General features: G+C 61.8%; 19 protein-coding genes. 13 read left to right on the top strand and 6 right to left on the bottom strand.

Features of this window, described 5'->3' with window-relative positions; translation table 11 throughout:
• The first annotated feature begins 427 nt into the window (after window positions 1-427).
• Both WFP78_RS08285 and WFP78_RS08280 read left to right on the top strand, forming a co-directional pair.
• The gene (locus tag WFP78_RS08285) at window positions 428-2,023 is read left to right on the top strand and encodes a phosphoenolpyruvate carboxykinase (RefSeq protein ID WP_336960553.1); all 1,596 of its coding nucleotides are present in this window, start codon (window positions 428-430) and stop codon (window positions 2,021-2,023) included.
• A gap of 46 nt (window positions 2,024-2,069) precedes the next feature.
• The gene (locus tag WFP78_RS08280; RefSeq protein ID WP_336960728.1) at window positions 2,070-2,507 is read left to right on the top strand and encodes a DUF983 domain-containing protein; all 438 of its coding nucleotides are present in this window, start codon (window positions 2,070-2,072) and stop codon (window positions 2,505-2,507) included.
• On the opposite strand, the gene WFP78_RS08275 is transcribed toward WFP78_RS08280, so the two are convergent.
• Window positions 2,405-2,878 carry an AI-2E family transporter gene (locus WFP78_RS08275; RefSeq protein ID WP_336960551.1) on the bottom strand — a complete coding sequence of 158 codons (474 nt, stop codon included), beginning with the start codon at window positions 2,876-2,878 and terminating at the stop codon, window positions 2,405-2,407. The genes WFP78_RS08280 and WFP78_RS08275 overlap by 103 nt on opposite strands.
• Window positions 2,879-3,106: 228 nt before the next feature.
• On the opposite strand from WFP78_RS08275, the gene WFP78_RS08270 reads away from it, so the two are divergent.
• Window positions 3,107-3,262, top strand: a complete 156-nt coding sequence (locus WFP78_RS08270) for a YdcH family protein (RefSeq protein WP_336960549.1) — start codon at window positions 3,107-3,109, stop codon at window positions 3,260-3,262.
• A 165-nt stretch (window positions 3,263-3,427) separates the two neighbouring features.
• Here WFP78_RS08270 and WFP78_RS08265 read toward each other — a convergent pair whose 3' ends face one another.
• Window positions 3,428-3,736, bottom strand: coding sequence for a hypothetical protein (locus tag WFP78_RS08265; RefSeq protein ID WP_336960546.1), 309 nt, complete (start codon window positions 3,734-3,736; stop codon window positions 3,428-3,430).
• A 194-nt stretch (window positions 3,737-3,930) separates the two neighbouring features.
• Between WFP78_RS08265 and WFP78_RS08260 the strand changes: the two genes are divergently transcribed.
• A complete protein-coding gene (locus WFP78_RS08260; protein ID WP_336960543.1) occupies window positions 3,931-6,498 on the top strand; it encodes a cation-translocating P-type ATPase in 2,568 nt (855 codons plus the stop codon).
• Between the two features lie 165 nt (window positions 6,499-6,663).
• Here WFP78_RS08260 and WFP78_RS08255 read toward each other — a convergent pair whose 3' ends face one another.
• Window positions 6,664-6,936 (bottom strand): hypothetical protein, encoded by a 273-nt coding sequence (locus tag WFP78_RS08255; RefSeq protein ID WP_015460534.1) that lies wholly within the window; start codon window positions 6,934-6,936, stop codon window positions 6,664-6,666.
• Window positions 6,937-7,320: 384 nt separating this feature from the next.
• Here WFP78_RS08255 and WFP78_RS08250 point away from each other — a divergent pair, with 384 nt between their 5' ends.
• Window positions 7,321-7,590 (top strand): hypothetical protein, encoded by a 270-nt coding sequence (locus WFP78_RS08250; RefSeq protein ID WP_336960541.1) that lies wholly within the window; start codon window positions 7,321-7,323, stop codon window positions 7,588-7,590.
• Here the strand turns inward: WFP78_RS08250 and WFP78_RS08245 are convergent.
• Window positions 7,587-8,882 (bottom strand): hypothetical protein, encoded by a 1,296-nt coding sequence (locus WFP78_RS08245; RefSeq protein ID WP_336960539.1) that lies wholly within the window; start codon window positions 8,880-8,882, stop codon window positions 7,587-7,589. The two genes, WFP78_RS08250 and WFP78_RS08245, sit on opposite strands and share 4 nt — an antisense overlap.
• A 122-nt stretch (window positions 8,883-9,004) precedes the next feature.
• On the opposite strand from WFP78_RS08245, the gene WFP78_RS08240 reads away from it, so the two are divergent.
• Window positions 9,005-9,961 (top strand): lytic transglycosylase domain-containing protein, encoded by a 957-nt coding sequence (locus WFP78_RS08240; RefSeq protein ID WP_336960537.1) that lies wholly within the window; start codon window positions 9,005-9,007, stop codon window positions 9,959-9,961.
• A 46-nt stretch (window positions 9,962-10,007) separates the two neighbouring features.
• Here WFP78_RS08240 and WFP78_RS08235 read toward each other — a convergent pair whose 3' ends face one another.
• On the bottom strand, window positions 10,008-10,502 hold the full coding sequence (locus WFP78_RS08235) for a hypothetical protein (RefSeq protein ID WP_015460525.1): 495 nt from the start codon (window positions 10,500-10,502) through the stop codon (window positions 10,008-10,010).
• Between the two features lie 153 nt (window positions 10,503-10,655).
• Window positions 10,656-11,099, bottom strand: coding sequence for a hypothetical protein (locus tag WFP78_RS08230; protein WP_236626954.1), 444 nt, complete (start codon window positions 11,097-11,099; stop codon window positions 10,656-10,658).
• 369 nt (window positions 11,100-11,468) lie between these two features.
• Between WFP78_RS08230 and WFP78_RS08225 the strand changes: the two genes are divergently transcribed.
• Genes WFP78_RS08225 through WFP78_RS08195 form a run of 7 tightly spaced genes read left to right on the top strand, consistent with a single transcriptional unit; the run spans window position 11,469 to window position 16,678 of the window.
• The gene (locus WFP78_RS08225; RefSeq protein WP_015460524.1) at window positions 11,469-11,789 is read left to right on the top strand and encodes a TrbC/VirB2 family protein; all 321 of its coding nucleotides are present in this window, start codon (window positions 11,469-11,471) and stop codon (window positions 11,787-11,789) included.
• Window positions 11,790-11,847: 58 nt separating this feature from the next.
• Entirely contained in the window at window positions 11,848-12,138 is a 291-nt protein-coding gene (gene traL, locus WFP78_RS08220) for a type IV conjugative transfer system protein TraL (protein WP_336960533.1), read from the top strand.
• 1 nt (window position 12,139) lies between these two features.
• A complete protein-coding gene (locus WFP78_RS08215) occupies window positions 12,140-12,706 on the top strand; it encodes a type IV conjugative transfer system protein TraE (protein ID WP_336960531.1) in 567 nt (188 codons plus the stop codon).
• Window positions 12,703-13,512 (top strand): type-F conjugative transfer system secretin TraK, encoded by an 810-nt coding sequence (locus WFP78_RS08210; RefSeq protein ID WP_336960529.1) that lies wholly within the window; start codon window positions 12,703-12,705, stop codon window positions 13,510-13,512. The genes WFP78_RS08215 and WFP78_RS08210 overlap by 4 nt, the downstream gene beginning before the upstream one ends.
• Before the next feature lie 4 nt (window positions 13,513-13,516).
• Window positions 13,517-14,842: a TraB/VirB10 family protein gene (locus tag WFP78_RS08205; RefSeq protein ID WP_336960527.1), complete on the top strand. Its 1,326-nt coding sequence runs from the start codon at window positions 13,517-13,519 to the stop codon at window positions 14,840-14,842.
• Window positions 14,829-15,701, top strand: a complete 873-nt coding sequence (locus WFP78_RS08200) for a DsbC family protein (protein WP_336960525.1) — start codon at window positions 14,829-14,831, stop codon at window positions 15,699-15,701. Before WFP78_RS08205 ends, WFP78_RS08200 begins: the two co-directional genes overlap by 14 nt.
• A complete protein-coding gene (locus WFP78_RS08195) occupies window positions 15,698-16,678 on the top strand; it encodes a TraV family lipoprotein (protein ID WP_336960523.1) in 981 nt (326 codons plus the stop codon). Before WFP78_RS08200 ends, WFP78_RS08195 begins: the two co-directional genes overlap by 4 nt.
• Window position 16,679: the final 1 nt, after the last annotated feature.

Here is a 16,679-nt window from a genome sequence, read left to right as displayed (position 1 = left end):
CACGTTTTCGACGGCTTTCCCGCAATCCCGGAGGTTTTCGGGTCGTAATGGCCTTTCGTCACACTGATGGAGGGCTGTGCCAGGCAAAAGACCAAGCCGATCGCAGCTTCCGGGCTGCTGACCGAAATCGCGCGTGTCCTGGATCATGGCGGCGCCAACGCCCCGAATGCAGCATCGGGCCGGGAACGGGGGGCCCGTTGTGACTGAAGGCGCGAACCGGACACGCCGGGCGCGCTTCGATGTGCAGGAGGATCCCGCCAAGGCGGATCCCGTGCCTGACAGCCAGTCCGCGACCGGCGTCGCCCCGCACCTTGCCCGCGTCCGGCGTCCCAAGCTCTCGCTTCGCTACGCCCCTCAAGGGCGCGCGAGCGACCATTGACGCAACCGTGTTGCTCGCACTTTTGACCTGAGAAAGACCGTTGTCCCTATGACCTCGAAGACTCTCCCGAACATCACTCTGAAACCTGGCGGCCGGCTGCATGAGAGCCTTGATACGCCGCATCTGGTTGAACTCGCCCTGAGGCGGGGCGAAGGCCGGATGTCGGAACATGGCGCACTGGTCGTCGAAACCGGCAAGCACACCGGCCGCTCAGCCCAGGACAAGTTCATCGTCCGCGACGTTCTGACCAAGGACGACGTCTGGTGGGGCCCTTCGAACAAGCCGATGAACGGCGCGGCATTCGAGAGCCTGCACGCGGATTTCCTCGAGCACCTTGCCACGCTGGACGATGTATTTGTGCAGGACCTGTTCGGCGGGTCGCAAGCCGAGCACCGGGTCGGCGTTCGCATCATCACCGAGCTTGCCTGGCATTCGAGCTTCGTGCGCACCATGCTGGTGCGTCCGACCGCTGACGAGCTCAGGCACTTTAGCGCCGACTACACGATCATCGACTTGCCGAGTTTCAAGGCCGATCCCGAACGGCATGGCTGCCGTTCCGAGACCGTGATCGCCATTGATTTCATGCAGCGTCTGATCCTGATCGGCGGCACCGGTTACGCTGGCGAGATGAAGAAGGCGGTCTTCACCATCCTCAACTTTGTCCTGCCCCAGCTAGGGGTGATGCCGATGCATTGTTCGGCCAACATCGGTCCTGAAGGGGATACCGCGATCTTTTTCGGCCTGTCGGGCACGGGCAAGACCACGCTTTCGGCGGATGCGTCCCGCACCCTGATCGGCGACGATGAGCATGGCTGGTCGGATACGGCCATATTCAACTTCGAGGGCGGCTGTTACGCCAAGATGATCCGTCTGTCGGCGGAAGCCGAGCCGGAAATCCATGCGACGACGCGGCGCTTTGGCACCATCCTCGAAAACGTGGTGATGCATCCCGAGACCCGCGCGCTCGATCTCGACGATGCGAGCCTGGCCGAGAACAGCCGGGGCGCGTACCCGATCCACTTCATCCCCAATGCGTCCCGCGATAACATGGGACCGGTGCCGAAGAACGTGATCATGCTGACGGCCGATGCCTTCGGTGTGCTCCCTCCAATTGCGAAACTCACGCCCGAGCAGGCGATGTATCACTTCCTTTCGGGCTATACGGCCAAGGTCGCGGGAACCGAACTGGGCGTCACCGAGCCTGAAGCGACCTTCTCGACCTGTTTTGGTGCACCGTTCATGCCGCGCCATCCGAGCATCTACGGCAATCTGCTGCGCAGGCGGATCGCAGCAGGAGGCGTGGATTGCTGGCTGGTCAACACCGGCTGGACCGGGGGACAATATGGAACGGGTACGCGGATGCCGATCAAGGTTACGCGCGCACTGCTCAATGCAGCGCTTTCCGGGACGCTGAAGGACGCGCAATTCCGCACCGACCCCAACTTCGGCTTTGCAGTTCCCGTCGCTGTCGAGGGTGTGGACTCGAGCATTCTCGATCCACGTTCAACCTGGGCGGACGGTGCCGCCTATGACAGCACTGCCCGTTCCCTGGTCGACCGTTTCAAGCGCAACTTCACGCAGTTCGTCGCCCATGTCGACGAAAGCATCCGTGCAGCCGCCCCTCCTGGATTATTCGATGCCTGATCTCATCCGGTTTCCTTTTGACAAGTTACACGAGATACCAAAGCCCATGCCCGCTCATGAACCGGGATCGGTAACCGGGAACCCTGCCTTGCCTGCAACTGGTTGGGCATCGATCCTGCGCGGCCTGCGCGGACGATGCCCCCGGTGCGGCGAAGCGCGCCTGTTCATGCGGTTCCTGAAACCGATCCCGCATTGTCCGCATTGCGGCCAGGACTGGAGGCACCAGCAAGCAGACGATTTTCCGGCTTACGTTTCGATCTTCGTGACAGGCCATCTGATGGCGCCGCTCATCATCACCCTGGTGCGTGATGCACAAATGTCCGTCCCGACCTTGATGGCGATCCTGCTTCCGTTGGCCCTGTTCCTGATGATCGGGCTGCTTCAGCCCGCCAAGGGGGCCATCATTGCCTTGCAATGGTGGTTCGGCATGCATGGGTTCCGCAAGGAGCGAACCCGGGACATCTTCTCAAGCGCTTCGGACTGACTTCCCAGGACCGAGCGCAACAGTGATTGCGCCCAATCCGGCGCCGCCGCGAATAGTTTCCCGACGAAACCGTTGAGGTCGACGCCGCGGGCGGAGACATTCTGATACGCCTGGACGGCTTCGTTGAGGACGAGCGAAGCCAGCAGGATCGACGGCACGATCACCAGCGCGACGATGACAAGCAGCGTCAACAGCGAAGCCATGCCGTTTCGTCCGCCGAGGCGGGCGGCAAGGCGATCCTTCATGCCGATGAACATGATCGTGAAGACGACGCTCCACAGAATGGCGCCCGCATAGGGACTTACCACCCACAGAAACGCCGCCGACACGGCCACAACGACCAATCCGAAAACAAGGGTATGAAGCCGCATGATAGATGCCCCCCAGACGGTTAAACTATGCCGAACAATACACGATCGACGTCAGCCGCTGATCAGAACTTCGCACCAATCACGCAATGCGCGCGGCGTGCGATCACAGCCCATATCAGCGGGAATGTACCGATACGTAATCTTCCCGATGTCGCAGCCGGTGAGGTCCTGCGAGCATGAGAAACCCAAGCACGATCCCGTTTGTGTCAACAAGAGGAGGAGGGGACTATGGATACACCGCATGCGAGTGCGCTGCAGCAAAAGCATGCCGTTCTCGACCGCCAGATTCGGGAAGAGATGAGCCGCCCCATGCCGGACGATACGGTGATCCAGCAGCTTAAGAAGCAAAAACTGCGCCTGAAGGAAGAATTGGCCAAGCATTGAAGCTTGCCCCACACCTGAGCCATGAGCCGGCGTGCTTATTCTGGCCGGTTCTCACTACAACCCCAACCCGCGTCTGAAGCATCGTGGCTGCCCTCGGGAGACGGCATGGCCCGAGAGGTCAGGCGGGATCGAAGACCAAATCCCATGTGCGGGCTGAACAAACGCTCATAGGTCTTGGGTGGCTGGGTGTCCGCCAATGCAGTGGCATGATCGTATATGACGCGCCGATTTCCCGGCGGCTTCGAACTTGGCGAGTTCTTCGGGCGGCGGCAGCCGGACCGGTGCTGCCTGCATGGCCTCGAAATCTGCGACGACCATGCTCTGACCTTTGAACTTCAGGGGTCGGATGGCCGGGCTGGTGATCACTTCACGCACGATAAAATTCTGCGGCGCGTCGTGGAAGCTGCGTTGGGATTCGCGGATATGGATCCGTGCGATGGCGTCACAATGGGAAGAGGACTCTGTCTGCTCCATTGAGGGCCCTTGGCTGTGTGTCTGACAAGCGTTCCACTGGGGATATTGCTTAATTACCCGGACGGAGCACGCACTTAGATGCGATCGACGGCCGAAGGGCGCTGCGCCCCACGGGTTTCGTCGATGTGCAATGTACCGAGCCCAAACTGCATGCCCGTACTCCACACACTGCAGGCATCGAAACTGGATAGCATATGGCCACCGAAACCCTGAATGAGAGCGGCCTGGACGGTTTGTCCGCAACACAGGTTCGTGAGCGGCTGGATCGGGACGGGCCGAACGAACTTCCGCGGCAGAAGAAGCGCTCGCCATGGCGGATTGCGCTCGAGGTGCTTCGCGAGCCGATGTTGGCGCTGCTGCTTGCCGCAGGGATCACCTACCTCCTGCTCGGTGACAAGGGAGAGGCGTTGATCCTGCTTCTGTTCGCGTGTTTCTCGATACTGCTGACCGTCGTGCAGGAAGCCCGGACCGAGAATGTGCTGGAAGCGCTGCAGGATCTTTCGGCGCCACGTGCGCTTGTCGTGCGCGATGGCGGGACCGTGCGGGTGCCTGGCCGCGAGGTCGTTGTCGACGATATCCTCGTTCTCGATGAAGGGGACAGGATTGCGGCGGACGCCCTGGTGCTGCGTACGCAGGGTCTCGAATGCGATGAATCGCTCCTGACAGGGGAATCCGTCCCGGTGCGCAAGCGCAGCGCGCTCCAGGAGGACGCGGCCGCGTGCGAGCCCGGAGGGGATGATCTGCCATATGTTTTTGGCGGTGCGATCGTCACGCGCGGCGGCGGTCTTGCGCGCGTGATGGCCACGGGCCCGCGCAGCCGTATCGGCGAGATTGGCAGGTCGTTGTCCGGCGTCGAGACCGAAGCGCCCCGGTTGCAGCAAGAGATGGGCAGGATCGTGCGCATCTGCGCGATTGGCGGCTTCGCGGTCGCTGCCTTGGTGTTTCTTCTCTATGGGTTGATGCGCGGCGGATGGCTCGATGCATTGCTCGCCGGGATCGCGATCGGCATGTCGATGTTGCCCGAAGAGTTCCCGGTCGTCCTTGCGATTTTCATGGCCATGGGCGCCTGGCGTATCGCGCAGGTCGGCGTGCTCACCCGGAAGGCGTCGGCAATCGAGTCCATGGGTGCGGCTACGGTCCTTTGCACGGACAAGACCGGGACGCTGACCCAGAACAGGATGGTTGTAGCCGGTCTCTGGTTGGCTTCCGGCGAAACGGCCGACCTCGGGGCCGGGATGGCCAGCGACTGCTTCGACGAGCTTTTGCGATCAGGTGCGATGGCGAGCGCTCCGGTCCCCGTCGATCCGATGGAGGCGGCCTTCCACGAAGCCGCCACAGCGGCGGCCTGCCAGGATGTACGCGGGTGGGCACTGGCCCATACCAACGTCCTGCGGCCTGACTTGCTGGCGATGTCGAATATCTGGGAGAGCCCCGGGAAGGAGATGATGTTAGTGGCGGCGGCCAAGGGTGCGCCCGAGGCGATTGGCCGCCTGTGCCGGCTCGATAAGGAGGGTGAGGCCCGGCTCGATGCGGCCGCCACGGCAATGGCAGAGCGCGGCATGCGCGTCCTAGGTGTAGCGACCGGACGCGTTCCGCGCGAGGCGGCGGCCAAAGACCATCTCGAGCATAGCTTTGAACTGCTTGGACTTGTCGGATTGAGGGATCCGCTTCGTCCCGGTGTCAAAGAGGCGATCACCCAATGCCAGACGGCCGGAATCCGCGTGATCATGATCACGGGCGACTATGCGGCGACAGCACAGGCGATTGGCGGGGAAGCGGGTCTCGATGCCGGTGAAACGCTCACAGGACCGATTATCAGCACCTTGAGTGATGAGGAATTGTTGGAGCGGATCAAGACCGTCTCGATCTGCGCGCGGACGATGCCCGATCAGAAATTGCGGATCGTCTCGGCGCTCAAGGCTGGCGGTGACATCGTCGCCATGACAGGTGACGGCGTCAACGATGCGCCTGCACTGCGGGCCGCACATATTGGCGTCGCCATGGGCAAGCGAGGCACTGACGTTGCGCGGGAGGCGTCATCGATCGTGCTGGTGGAGGATGATTTTGGCGCGATCGTCTCGGCGATCCGGCTGGGGCGGCGAATCTATGACAATATCCGCAAGGCGACAGGCTTCATTTTCGCGGTTCATGTGCCGATCGCCGGGCTGGCACTGTTGCCGCTGCTCCTGGGCATGCCGATTTTGCTGGGGCCCATCCAGATCGCGCTTCTCGAGATGATCATCGACCCGGTCTGCGCTCTTGTGTTCGAGGCAGAGGAGGAAGAAGAGAATTTGATGCAGCGGCCGCCGCGTGCGCCGCAGGAGCGTTTGTTCAACCTGCCCCTGGTGGTAAGTTCGGTGTTTCAGGGCGGGCTGGCGCTTGCGGTGCTCGGTGCGATCCTCATCGCTTCGGGCCGCACGTCATTGCCGGTTGAAGAACTGCGGACATTCATTTTCTTTGCTCTTGTTGCTTCGGTGATCGCCCTGATTCTGGCCCATCGATCATTCAGCGCGCGTATCAGCAAGGCGGTAGTCAGGCACAATGTGGCGTTCCGCTATGTCCTCGGGTTCATCCTTGCCGGGACGATTCTGATCTTCGGGGTCGAGCCGCTTCAGCAGCGTCTGGGTTTTGCGCCACTGGGCTGGGTCGAGGCCGGCTTGATCATATTGACAGGTGTTGCGCTGCTCGGGGCCTTCGAACTGGTCAAAGCGGTCGGCGCGCGTCTGGCGCCTTTGATCAGGCCAGCAGGTAGCCGACACTGACTTTGAAGCTGGAACTAGCTGGTATGAACGGTGTCTGGAGCAGATATGAGAACGAAGATCACGGTGAGCATAGCAACGCTTCCTGCGCTCACGGAAGAGGCTCTGGGTGCTTCCATGCCCGGGTCTGTCGCCGAGGGCAAGGCGCTTGAGCATCGTCCATGGTCGTTATCGCACCGATGATGAAGCGCGGTGGGACAACTTCCGCCGAACCGGTTCGGGATCGATGATGTCGGTTGAGGCAAGCAGGTAAATATCTTCTCCGTCGAAGAAGGCCTGCACGCGCTCGTCGTCGTTGTCTGGGCGAGGAATTTGGCCGAAGCGGTCCTGCCAATGCTGATCGACAAACTCCAGCAGGGCATTCCAGGCTGCGGAATCGGTATCATACAGGGCAAGGGTCTCTTGCCCATGATAGAGGATGATGAGAACCGTTGCCTGCATGTGCGCGTCCAGTCGGCTGCGCCGATCCGGCGCATAGGGATGCCTTGCCTGCTAAGTTTGGCTCGATCCCATCCTCAATAAGTAATGTTCCCAATCTTGAATTGGGAAAAGTTCGACCTACCGTGATAGAAAGCTGAAAATACTATTCAGAATATAGTTAATGTGTTTTTAGGAATTCTAATTCTATAATCACAACATTATGTGAATCGAAACTTATCCCTCTATTTCAATGGCACGGTGTCTGATCGGCTCGATCATCGCCGCCATGGTGGTTGAGTATGGTGCGGGATACCGGAGGATTGCGATCGGTCCGAGCCGATTGCCTGGATTTGCCCGTTGCACTAGGCTTCTCTTGTACGATGGATCCTGTGCGGTGGAGCCGAGATGGGACAGCTGACGACAGTCGAAGCGGCCAATTGGATGGCCTTGTATCTTGCGGCTGGGGTCTGTTGTGCGATGGCCTTGGTGCTCTCCAGCGGGATGATCATATGCGAGCTTTATCGTGAACGGAGCTGGGCCGCGATCAACTCGGTGCGCTCGGCGCTGATGTTTGTGCCGCAGACCTGGTGGCGTTGGCAGAAGCTCTATTTGACCTCAATGCCCGTGACCCTCGCGATCGTCACCCTGTTCGCCGCGTCGATGAGTTGGAGCTAGAGGCCGAACCGGCGCAGGACGGTCAGTGCAATCCGGTCTCTCTCAAGATCGAGCGGCGAGACACAGACGAGCGGAGCGAGCTGTTCCATTCGCGGATGCGTCGCGGCCTTCGAGAGCCGGTAGATTTCATCGTTCGAGTCCATGGCTTCGACCACGATCTGGCGGATTTCACCCGTGGATCTTGATCGGGCCTCAAGCAGGAAATCCGGCCGGCAGGGACCGATCGGGGTCAAGGTATCGAACACGGGTTTCTCGATCGCCAGATCGATGCCATGGCGGTCAAATGTCGAGCGCAGCTTTATCAAGTCGCGAAGCACTGCGCGCTCGAATTCGGAGTCGACGGGCACGAACCGCCGGCCCGACAGGATTGGCTGGGCGTATGCGCGAAGCGGTGCATACCCATGCGCCTCGGGATATTGCCCGGCCACGATGAGGGCCAGATAGGGGCCCTTGATGGTGTTCCCGCGCACGGAAGGGGATTGCACGCGGTTGGCGATCACGACTGGATCCGAGCCCGACACCTGGATCGTCGAACCGCGGAATTGCTGAGCGAAAAGGGCCAGGAAAGCCTGTGGCGCATGGCCGCGCGGCCAACGGCGGGCGATCGCGCGCAGGTTGGCATAAACGCGCTTGCTGTGGAGAGCCTGCGCATGGGTCCAGAAGGCGCGGCCGAGTTCGATCCCTGGCGCGATTTCGACTTTTGCCGCGGCGGCGGACAGGGTCCGGAACTCATCGCCGATCGAATGGTCGGCATGATCCTCGCCAAGCGGAGGAACCCGGTTAAGACCGGAAATGTGGAACAGGCGCCAGAGCAGGCGGGCGAGACGGGGAATCGAACCCTGGCGCGTCCGGTCGTCACTGCCGACCTCGTCGGGTTTTTGGGCGAGCTTCTCCGGTGCCGGGCGCAGCACTTCAAAGTAACCCAATGGTGGATCGGCGGCGCTTTCGTGGGTGCGGACCTCGCTGAGCCGATTGGTGGCCTGCTCGCGGAAGAAAGGACAGTCGGGATGGTGCTCGGGCCGGCCGGCGCTGGTGAGCCGACGTAGATAATAGGTTTCCGCTTCGGACAGGAAGGCAGGGGTCAGGATCGCCGGTGGTTCGCCGGGCTGCAGACAATCGCAGGCGATCCATTTCTCGCCGATGCGCGCTTGTTGAACGAGCATGATGCCGGCCGCTTCGTCATACTGTGAGCCTTGTCCGGCATACCATCGGACAAGGGCGTCGCGTACGGGTTGTGGCAGCGGAATTCTGCCTGAACCAAGGCCGTTTGTGCTGCGAGGGATCAGCCACATGTGCTGTCGGCCCATGTCCTCATCACCCGAGGCTCGCGGCGGTGGCGTGGATTGACAGAGTTGGATTTGATGCTCTCCACTTGGCCCAGTTGCGAATTGGGGAGGATTTCATGCGAGCATCTGTGATCGGTATCGCGGTTGTGGCGATAGGGTGGGGCACCGGTGGCGTGGCTGCAGAGCCGCTGCGGGCGGCGCGTAGCGTCCAGGTGATTTCGATGGGACCAATGAGTTCGCCCAAGCAGCCTTCGACGGCCGATAATGAAGCACCCCAGGCCGCTGATCATCCGGGTTCGCGGGCACTCCCCCCGGCGTTTCGTGTCCACGATCTGAGCCGGCGTTGGGTGGAGTTTCAGATGGCTGACAGTTTCAGCGCTGACCCAGAGGCGCCGATGCGCACTGATGGTGGCGATCCGTTTGCCTATGTCGGCGCGGAGCAGCCGTCGGTTCCGCGCTTTACGGCCGCTGTCCCCGCGGCAGGATCGATTTCTGTCCCGCTCTGGATGCGGGGCGGCGCCATATTCGCATCCGCTGCATCGCGTTACGTGCCGGAATGTTCTGCAGCGCCCTATCGCCCGACCGGTTTCCTGCGGTCCGACGCGGAGTTCCGCCGGTCGACCTATTACGGACTGATGAGCAATATCGCATGCGAACATGGCATCCCGGTCGGCCTGTTCGATGCAGTGATCATCCGGGAAAGCCGGTATCAGCCCAACATTTATTCGCCCAAAAATGCTTTCGGGTTGACCCAGCTGATGCCGGGAACAGCAGCGCAACTGGGGGTCGACCGCTACCATGTGGAGAGCAATCTTCGAGGCGGCGCCAAATATCTGCGGCAGCAAATCGACCGCTTTGGTCACTATCACCTTGCCCTGGCGGCCTACAACGCTGGACCTGGCCGCGTGCGGAACGGTGCCGTTCCCCGGATTCGGGAGACGCAGGATTATGTCGACAATGTGCTGTTGAACTGGTCGCGGCTGAGCGGCTTTCAGCGCCGGGCGACAATCGTGCCCCAGGCAACGGTTGGTCCGGTCACGGCGGCACGTCCTGTAGGACGATCTGCGATCGTATCGACCTTTTGAACCAGGTGGTACAAAGCGCTGTGCCTTTTTGACGCGATAGCCGCGCCTAGATTTGAAAGTCATCGCCATCTGTGATCCGCGCCCGCCGCTCGCGGATTTTCACGACTTCTTCGGCGACTCGTTTGACCACGGCTTTCTGGAGGGGCGCGCCCCAGTCGCGCTTTACCTCCGATCCGTCGATGCCATTGATCTCGTCGAGCGCCTCGATGATCTTGCGGGGCAGGCCGGCGAACATCTCGCAGAGCATCGAAATGACGGTCGCATATCGCTCCCTGTCGGGCAATTCGAGACCTTTGAAGGTCTCGATGCAGATATAGGCTTGCAGGATGTTGGTGCCGAGTGCGTGGAGAATTTTTTCAAGCTCAGGCAGAGTCATCACCGACCGCTTGTCGGGATCGCTATGAAGGAGGAGGCCAAGACGGGATTTGCTGATCCCGGTCATATGCGCCAGCCTGCGCTGTGCGGTGTCCTGCACAGCCATGGTTTGAAGGATCAGGGGTACGTAATCCCGCTGCGGCTCGTCGAGCTCGACGGCCTCCACAACTTACGCCCCCACTTTGGCAAGAGATGACATTTCGATCTCGCGTTGCCGCCTGGATCAAGGGAGACAATCATAGGCGAATCGGCAATGCAAGCTTGGTTTGAACCATGTGGGCGGGTAATCGGTTGGCTAACACACTGTGGACCAAGCCGATTAACTGGAATGACCGTTGGCGAATCCATTGTGTCCGAATGGGTCTGGGCCGTTGAGATCGAGCTTGTCCATGATCCGCGCGGCCTTCTGTTCGACCACATAATCGAACAAAAGGAGTGATAAGGCATCCGCCACAGTCAGCTTGGCGTCGAGCTGGTGACTCAGTAAATCCTTCACCTCATCAAGACTTCTTGCGCTCGTTCGGGAAATATCGAGACGAATTCGAATGGTCCCATCCGATGGAATGGAAGTAAGATGTTCCTTGAGAGTGCGGGTGTCGTGGCTCCCGATCTTTTCGGTGCGAGAACTTCTATGATCGATTAGCTTCGAAAGCGTCTGATGATGCAGGGTTTCGTTTGAATGCAGGCGGATGCCTTCGGTTGTCAGCCGGAACAGGGATTCGGAGATATCGATGGTGATGTCTCGTGAGTCTGCGGCGCCCATAGTGCCCACGTCCTGAAGTTGCGATCCATAAGAAGCCTGATCTACGCGTCTGGCTTACGGCAGCGATTATGAACCGAGAATGGTTAATTTCCGATAGTCCTGTTGCCGAATCTACCGCGATTGCCGCTTGCCCGCAAATGCGGGGCAAGCCGCCCCGCAATCACGGGCATCTTGCCCCGTTTTGACGGGCAGCCCGCCCCGGATGTCGGGGCATCGTGCCCCGTGGCCATGCTTAAAAAGCCGAGAATCGCAAAATGATGGCCGAATCGAGGGGGCCTCCTCGGGCCGCCCGTTGCGACCACAGAGGCATCTGACCACCCTTTCACTTGGGCGCGGATCCGTCGCGTCTCCATGTGAAGGAAACCCAACATGCAGTCAGTTCTGAAAAAGAGCGGGCGCACGGAGCGGGCGATCGTCGCCATCGCCCTCCTCCTGTTCGCTGGTCTCTGGTTCGCGGGGCCAGCATTTGCCGGCGCCGACACCACCTTCGATACAGCACTTACCAAGTTCACCGATTTTCTTGAAGGGTCGGGTGGCAAGATCATCACCGTGCTCAGCCTTGCCGGCGGCATCGTCGCGCTGGCTTCGGGCCGCTTTTCCATGGGGCAGATCGCAATTCCAGTTGGTGTCGGTGTCGGTGCCGGAACCGGCATTCCGATCGTGACGTCGACCGTGACAGCGACGATCTGAGCGTTCCTGCGGTCGGACGAGGTAGCAGCTTCGGCCGATCCAAGGAGAGGGTGGTGCAATGGCGGCGGACAAGTACGTTATCCCGACTCATCTGGATGATCCCGAGCTGATCGGGCTGTGGACCCTGGATGAGTTCCTGGCGATGGTCATCCCCTTCGTCTGGGGGATCCTGTCTCAGCATATCCTCATTGGCATGGTGCTTTCGGGTGCAGGCTGGTGGGGTCTCAGAAAAGCCAAGGCAGGCCGGGCTACGTCGTGGCTTCTCCATCTGGCCTATTGGTATCTCCCGGCCGGCTTCACCGGCCTGAGAGCCACACCACCCTCATACCTTCGACTGATGGCGGGGTGATATGGAACTTTCGTATAGTCATTCGCGCAGCCAACAGGTTCTGCGCCAGCGGAACATCCTGGCGATCGTCGCCGTCGGGCTCGGCGCGCTGACCCTATTGCTGTTCATCGTCACCGTATCGCGGGACCGGGAAGTTGTGCTGCAGCCCATCCTGCGGTCTCCCGTCACGGTGAGTTCGGCGGGCGTCTCGCGCGAATATCTGGAGATGATCACTCGGGATACCGTGGTGCTCACCCTCAATCGCAGCCCGCAGAACCTCGAATACTGGATGAATTCGGTGCTCGCCATCACGGCGCCGTCCGCCCAGGGCAAGATCAAGGCCGACTTGCTGAAGATCGTTAACGAACAGCGGGGATCTTCGATCTCCCAGTTCTACACCATCGAGAAGATGGAGCTCGACACGAAGAATCTCCGCTCGGAGGTGAAGGGCAGTCTGCACACCATCGTCGGCAACAAGGTCATTTCGAACGAACGTCGGACCTTCCGGTACGACTGGGAATATTCCGGGCTGTCCCTGAAGCTGATCGGCTTCGGCATGGTGGTGGCCGAGCAGGGGAAGGAAAAATGATGTCGGTCTATGTCATCGGCAGTGCCGCCGCCGGCACCGCCTTCCTCTCGCGCGTCCACTGCCATTTGAGCCGGTGCATGGGGGCAGGGCTGGTGGCCATCGCCGTACTTCTCGTCGCAGATCCAGCGAGGGCGGACCAGACGATCATGGCGTCGGATAGTGCCCAGGTCGACTGCCAGGCATCGGCCAAGGATCTTACACGCATCAGCCTTGTCGAAGATGAATTCGCGTCGGTCTCGAAGATCTCGACCGGTAACCCGATGGATGACTTCTCGGTCGTCAATGAGCCCGTTCGCGGCGATATCTACCTGTCCGTTCCTGATGGGTTTGTCCGGAGCGCCCTTTCGTTCTTCGCCACGAGCAAGCGCGGTTACGTCTACAAGTTCGTGTGCCGGATCGGGGGCGACCAGGCTGCGCAGGTCTTTGTCTCCAATCCGGCGATCGCGAACGAACGGACCGCGGAAAATGGTCCGGCGGAAAGGCTCGGGCCGCGTGATGCTGCCGTCGAGCTTGTGCAGGCGATGTACTCGAATGCGGTCGCTGACGGCTATGAGATGCGCCAGCGCGCCCTGCGACCGGTCTATGTCGGCACGCTCAAGGTGCAGATGATCGCCGAATACCGCGGCTCGGATCTCACCGGCAAGGTTTTACGCATCGAGAACAAAGGCGCGTCCGAAATCGAGCTGACCGAAGCCATGGTCGCTCCCGCCAGCGCGCTGGCCGTGTCGATCGCCGAGGGCCGGCTCGCTCCGGGCAAGGTCACGACAGCCTACCTCGTCTCCCAGAACACCCAGACACAAAGGTGAGGACATGGCTCTTTCCGACTTCCTGAATCGCAAGCGCCCGCCCCTTGATGGCGGCACGGACGACGGCGTCTCCCCGCTTTCCGGCGACCTCGCCGGGAACGAGGAGGTTCGCAGGAAGCAGCGATTGCTGCTGGCCGGCGTGGCCGGCGCTGGCCTCATCCTGTCCTCCTTCTGGATTTTCAGCGGTGACGGGGATAGCGAGAAGTCCGGCGAGGATGGCGTCAGCGAGGTCACCGTCTCGACCAAGGATCTGGTGAACCGTAACCTCTCCCAACAGGAGTGGATGGCGCTTTCCGAAAACCGCTTCCAGTCGACAGAGAACCAGCTCAAATCGATCGACGGGCAAAATCGCCGGCTCGAAATGCTGACCGCGCAGGTCGAGGCGCTGAAGGGCCAGAACCAGGCGATGCAGGCTGATGGGCAACGCGTCCTCTCTGCGTATCAGGCGGAGAATGAGCAGTTGCGGCGGCAGATCAACGAGCGCCGGACCGCGGCTCCTCCGGCGCCTGGGCCGGCGGCGCTCTACGGCCCGAACGGCCCGCAAGCATATCAGCGGCCGGACGGTGCGGCGGGTGGGCCGGGGCGCGGACTCGTGGGCGGGTCGAGCGAAGTGAAGCTGGTCAGCTTCTCGAGCGGTGAGACGGGTAATGCCACGCGGGTCGCCAAAGGCAACACCACGTATACCGACAGCGTCAACTATCTGCCGCCCAACAGCTTCGCGCGGGCCAAGGTCATCGTCGGCGTCGATGCCAGTGCCGGCGTCAACAGCCAGACGGACCCGCTTCCTGTCGTCCTGCGCGTCACTGGCCCGGCCCGTTCGGTTTACCAGAACGGAAGGTTGCTCACGACCAGGATCGAGGGGTGCCTCGTCAATGGCGCGGCGCGCGGCGACCTCTCGAGCGAGAAGGTCTATGTGAAACTGCAAAAGATGACGTGTCCGCAGCCGGGCGGCCGTTATGCGGTATCCGAAGTGAAGGGCTTCCTTGCCTTCGGCGGGAAGACCGGAGTGCGGGGCCGGGTCGTCTCCCGTGAAGGCTCGCTCGTCACCCAGGCGTTCATCGCGGGCCTTGCCGGCGGCTTTGGCCGCGGCTTCTCAGCGAACGCGAACAGCGTGTTCCAGGGAACCAACATCACCACCAACGGCCAGCGCGAGAAGCTTTCGACCGGCGAGATCCTCGAAGGCGGTTTTGGCGAGGGCATGGCCCAGACGGGCGACATGGTCTCGAAATATCTGATCGAGCGCGCCGAACAATATCAGCCCGTGATCGAAATGCCGACCGGCATCGACGTCGAAATTGTCTTCTTGGAGGGTGTGTATGTCCGTAACTGACCGTCTTCGCTCGCTGACCTGGCGGTCGCGCCTCCTGGTCGGGACCGTCGCGGGTTTAAGCCTGGCCGGGATCGCGCTGGCTGCCGATGCGAGCGATGCCGAGGATCGTGTCAGGGTCCTGTTGCAGACGCGACTCCCCAAGACACCAGTAACCGCGATTGATTGCGGGAAAGTCGGCGGACTGTGTGAAATCACCGCGGGCGAGAACCTATTCTATGTCGATTCCGGTGCCCGCTACCTCGTGATCGGCCGGGTCTATGACATGCAGACCAGGCAGGATATCACGGCGGCGCGGCTGCTCGAGATGAATCCCGACATGTTGGTCGGGTCCGCCGCGCGCGCGAATGCGCTGGCGCGTGGCGGTGAGGAGGAAGGCGCGCAGCAACTGGCGGCCGCGCCGGCGCGGGTTGAGCGTCCTGTCGCCTCCGCGCAAGCGCGCAAGCTTTCGCTTTCTGGCTTGCCGCGGGAAGGCGCGATCGTCTGGGGCAATCCGTCGGGTCAGACCGTCACGGTCTTTTCCGACTTCCGGTGCGGCTATTGCCGTGCCCTGACGGGCGTTCTCAAGGACATGAACGTGCGGGTCGTTGAACGGCCGATCTCGGTGCTGGGCAGCCGGGATGTCGCCGACCGGGTCTATTGCGCGAGGAACCGCGAAGCCGCGCTTCATGCCGCCTATGCCGGCGAGCCGATCAAGGCGGGGCCTGCCTGCAACACGTCGGGTCTCGATGCGAACGAAGCCTTCGCGCAGCAGCACGGGCTCAGTGGCACGCCGGTGATCGTGCGCGGCGACGGGGCGGTGCTCGAAGGGTATCGGCCGCGCGCTTTCCTTGAGAAGTGGCTCAAGGAGGCGCAGTCATGACCAAGACCGCGTTTCGACGCCGGCGCCTGTCGTTGGCTTGCACCCTCATGCTGTCCAGTGCTGTGGCGCTCGGTGGCTGCGCGACATTCGGCGGGAACATCCGGGGTGATTTTTCCTGTGCCGCGCCCGATGGCATCTGCGCCCCGAGTTCGACCATCGATGATCGCGCGCTTGCCCTGATTTCCGCCGAAGCGGGCGATGGCGATGCACTTCCCGCAGGAAACATCCCGCGTGGTTCGACGGGTCGGGTCAATCGTGCCGCCGCGCCGCAAGCGGCCAGGATCGCCGCAGCTGACCCCGCCCGGACGCGCGAAAAGGTGCTCAGGATCGTGTTCCAGCCCTATATTGATGAACGGGGCCGGCTGCATGAGTCCAGCGCTATCCGCGCCGTCGTTGCGAGCGGTGAGTGGCAACAGGCGCTTGGGCAAGCGGTGGCGCCCGGCACGCGCCTGAATTATGGGCTCGGCAGCCCCGAGACGCTCGCCGATGCGGTTGATCGCGTGGACCCGCCTGGAGGCACAGCCGCTGCCATCGATCCGGATGTCCCGGACCCGGCGGTGGTTGCTGCTGCCCGTGCACGAAAACCCGATCCTGTCGAAGCGATAAAGGCAGATGTCGCGACCCGCCTCGCTCCCAAGGCAGCTAGCGCACCTGCCGCCGTGACGGTGGATGGTGCAGCGCATCCACCGTCTGCGGCCGTCTCGCCGGCGCATCCGACCCCCGCGGGTGCGCCGGCGAATGGGAGTGGCGCGACCGTGCCGGGTTCTGAAAAGCCTCAGACGGGTATCGCGGCGGCGGGCGCCCAGGCGGTCGGGCGGGTGAAGGGAGACCCTGCCTATCAAGGGATCGCAGGCTCCGTCGCGCAAGGCGCGCGCGACGCGGCTGCCCAGAGTGGCGCCGTGCCGGCCGCGCCCGTGGTGTCAGCCCCGACGGTCCGTGCCGCCAATTTCCCGGCTACCGTTCAGGAGGACAAGTGAG

The sequence above is a fragment of the Sphingobium aquiterrae genome (genome assembly GCF_037154135.1).
Lineage (GTDB): Bacteria > Pseudomonadota > Alphaproteobacteria > Sphingomonadales > Sphingomonadaceae > Sphingobium > Sphingobium aquiterrae.
The sequence above is the reverse complement of the archived record's forward strand: the minus strand, read 5'-3'. Positions and strand labels throughout refer to the sequence as shown.

Coding starts and splice junctions, on each gene's coding strand:
- WFP78_RS08285 (WP_336960553.1), top strand. CDS start 428: ATGACCTCGAAGACTCTCCCGAACATCACTCTGAAACCTGGCGGCCGG.
- WFP78_RS08280 (WP_336960728.1), top strand. CDS start 2,070: ATGCCCGCTCATGAACCGGGATCGGTAACCGGGAACCCTGCCTTGCCT.
- WFP78_RS08275 (WP_336960551.1), bottom strand. CDS start 2,878: ATGCGGCTTCATACCCTTGTTTTCGGATTGGTCGTTGTGGCCGTGTCG.
- WFP78_RS08270 (WP_336960549.1), top strand. CDS start 3,107: ATGGATACACCGCATGCGAGTGCGCTGCAGCAAAAGCATGCCGTTCTC.
- WFP78_RS08265 (WP_336960546.1), bottom strand. CDS start 3,736: ATGGAGCAGACAGAGTCCTCTTCCCATTGTGACGCCATCGCACGGATC.
- WFP78_RS08260 (WP_336960543.1), top strand. CDS start 3,931: ATGGCCACCGAAACCCTGAATGAGAGCGGCCTGGACGGTTTGTCCGCA.
- WFP78_RS08255 (WP_015460534.1), bottom strand. CDS start 6,936: ATGCAGGCAACGGTTCTCATCATCCTCTATCATGGGCAAGAGACCCTT.
- WFP78_RS08250 (WP_336960541.1), top strand. CDS start 7,321: ATGGGACAGCTGACGACAGTCGAAGCGGCCAATTGGATGGCCTTGTAT.
- WFP78_RS08245 (WP_336960539.1), bottom strand. CDS start 8,882: ATGTGGCTGATCCCTCGCAGCACAAACGGCCTTGGTTCAGGCAGAATT.
- WFP78_RS08230 (WP_236626954.1), bottom strand. CDS start 11,099: ATGGGCGCCGCAGACTCACGAGACATCACCATCGATATCTCCGAATCC.
- WFP78_RS08225 (WP_015460524.1), top strand. CDS start 11,469: ATGCAGTCAGTTCTGAAAAAGAGCGGGCGCACGGAGCGGGCGATCGTC.
- traL (WP_336960533.1), top strand. CDS start 11,848: ATGGCGGCGGACAAGTACGTTATCCCGACTCATCTGGATGATCCCGAG.
- WFP78_RS08215 (WP_336960531.1), top strand. CDS start 12,140: ATGGAACTTTCGTATAGTCATTCGCGCAGCCAACAGGTTCTGCGCCAG.
- WFP78_RS08210 (WP_336960529.1), top strand. CDS start 12,703: ATGATGTCGGTCTATGTCATCGGCAGTGCCGCCGCCGGCACCGCCTTC.
- WFP78_RS08205 (WP_336960527.1), top strand. CDS start 13,517: ATGGCTCTTTCCGACTTCCTGAATCGCAAGCGCCCGCCCCTTGATGGC.
- WFP78_RS08200 (WP_336960525.1), top strand. CDS start 14,829: ATGTCCGTAACTGACCGTCTTCGCTCGCTGACCTGGCGGTCGCGCCTC.
- WFP78_RS08195 (WP_336960523.1), top strand. CDS start 15,698: ATGACCAAGACCGCGTTTCGACGCCGGCGCCTGTCGTTGGCTTGCACC.